The 2,194-nt window shown below is 57.7% G+C and carries 2 protein-coding genes; both read right to left on the bottom strand.

The genetic code is table 11. From position 1 onward, the window contains the following. Positions 1-128 precede the first annotated feature (128 nt). Complete coding sequence (locus D0T11_RS21615; protein WP_119657870.1) at positions 129-1,118, bottom strand: hypothetical protein; 990 nt, start codon at positions 1,116-1,118, stop codon at positions 129-131. Positions 1,119-1,507: 389 nt separating this feature from the next. Next, positions 1,508-2,194, bottom strand: a 687-nt coding sequence (locus D0T11_RS22810; protein ID WP_182888563.1) for a hypothetical protein, incomplete at its 5' end; no start/stop codon positions are given.

Genomic DNA, 2,194 nt, shown 5'->3' with positions numbered 1-2,194 from the left:
TTGTGGGTGCCTTTTTTGACAATCGCCTGCAAGTTGGCGGCATCGGCGGGCGGTAGGACAACGGGTTTAGCGGGGCGAGGCATCAGCAAAAAACAGAAGGTGTCTACCCCTAACTGTTACAGACGAAATTAAGTTGACAGACCACTAGTAACTGGTCCAGCAGTTCGACCTAGCTTGTGCCGGACCCAGGGCAGAAACGTCAACTGGTCGCCAACTACAAGATCGGGAGGCAAGACGACGGCAGTCGCCTCATCGACCGCCGAAGAAGGCGAATTACTGACGATGGCGCGTAGCCGATACGTCCCTTCTGCCAGGTTGGTGAAAAGGGCCGTAAAACGAGTGCCATCGGTGCTCGTCGCAACGCGCGTAACCGGTGTGGAACTCGTAGAGGCCGTCAGCTCCACTAGCACTTCAGCGGTGGTGCTGCCGCCGCTGACGCTCATTTCAACCGTGATTTTACCAGTGTCCAAACGTAAACTGGTCGGTTCGGAAACTACCGGGGTAGTGATTCTTATGGTGAACGGGGTCGTTGAAACTGCTGCTTTCGCAACTACCACACTGCCCGTAAGCGCCTGCTGGCCATCGGCAACGCGAATAGTATAATAATACGTGCCCTCTACCGGAATTGGAAACCGATAGCTTAGGGACAGTCCCGTCGAGTCGTCAGCGGTAAATGTTTCGGGGGTAAGTACCTGAGCCGAATCCAGGCTCACGTAGCCCGTAACGGCTTTCGTAATGGGGGTTTGCCCGTCAACTGGCACCACGTGAATAGTCACCTGGCCGGGGCTGCTACTCACCTTTATCACATCATCGGGCTCCGTGATGAATGCCCGTAAGACGTTTATCGCCACTATTTCTTCGGCCCGCACGGTGCCTTGGCCGGCATAATATACCTGAATGCGCTTGCCCAGGAAATCGGGATAGCCGTACTCATCAGCATTCTGCACTACGTACTGGGCGAGCTGAGTATCCAGCGCCAGTTCAAAAAAAGTCGGCTCAGAGCCGCTTACCGTCCCGTCAGGATAGGTACTGACGATAGTTTCGCCGGAATTGTCAAAAACGACCCGATGCAAGGAGTCGTCCCAGGTATACTCATCGTAACCGTAACGCTCTTCCATCGTCTCATCCGATAGGCAAGCAATAGCATCTTCGCGTAGTGGTCCACCTGAAGGGGGAATACATACTTTCCCATATTTAGTGTTACGTGCTCTAAATAGTCGCTTATCCATGTTGACAATAGTACAGTTACAGTGCGGGTGTTCAAATATGAGCGACTTAAATTAGTACGGTAAGCAAACGTATGAGCCTCTAATCCTAGTATTTACTAGGGACTGAGAGCCCTCATTCAGCAACGGATTTTCAAGCTGCTGCTCTATAACGTGCCGTTGGAATCAGTAAACGTACCGGGCAATTCATGATGTGCTTGTGCTGATCCTTGCTTCCCTCAACTGCCGCCAGAAATACCGAATCAGGCAGCAGGAGTTGCATGTTAATCAGATCTTTTCATTTACACGCTTTGCAGCGTGAGTTGGTAGGCGGGCATGACGAGCAGCTCGTCCTGCAGGCGGGCGTCGCTCGCGACCACGGCGTGCAGCGCGGCCGTGGCCTGGGCCTGGTTGGCATAGCGGGTGGCCGCGTAGCGCGTGAGCGTGTCGGCGCGCACGAGCACGTACTCGTCCTCCTGCCAATATACCTCGGCCGGGGCCAGATACGAGGGCTGGGCAGTGGCGTACGACTGGTTTATGGTGCTGCGCTGGGTTAGCTGCTGGAATTGCTGGGCCGGCATGGCCACCATGCTCCGGCGCTCCGTCAGCTCTGCTACGGGCGCTGATACCGCCACCAGCGAYGCCTCGGKSKGGGCGRGCGCAATGATGGGCGTACCCGCTGGGGGGGACGGGGCRGCGGCCAGCACGAGCCGCTCGTARCCCACTTGCTGCACCGTGGCCGGGCCGCCGGTCAAGCCGTCGAGCGTAGCCAGGCGCACGCCGCTACGCATGAGCTGAAASGAGGGCGCCGACAGGCGCTGGGCCTCRCTCAGCTGCCGRAACTGGCCGGGGGCGAAGAAGTCGGTGAGCTCCGTCAGGTCCGCGCCCGTCAGCAGCTGCGCCCCGGTCCCCGTGCCCAGCTGGGCCTGGGTGATGTCGAAGCGGTGGCCGTTCTGAGGCCGGGCGTTACCGTAGCGTTCGAGCGCGTA

This window comes from Hymenobacter rubripertinctus (genome assembly GCF_003583925.1).
GTDB classification, from domain to species: domain Bacteria; phylum Bacteroidota; class Bacteroidia; order Cytophagales; family Hymenobacteraceae; genus Hymenobacter; species Hymenobacter rubripertinctus.
Note: the sequence above shows the minus strand (reverse complement) of the source record. Positions and strands in the feature narration are given on the sequence as shown.

Bases quoted from the DNA above. Each gene is read 5' to 3' on its own strand.
- D0T11_RS21615 (WP_119657870.1), bottom strand. From the start codon at position 1,118: ATGGAAGAGCGTTACGGTTACGATGAGTATACCTGGGACGACTCCTTG.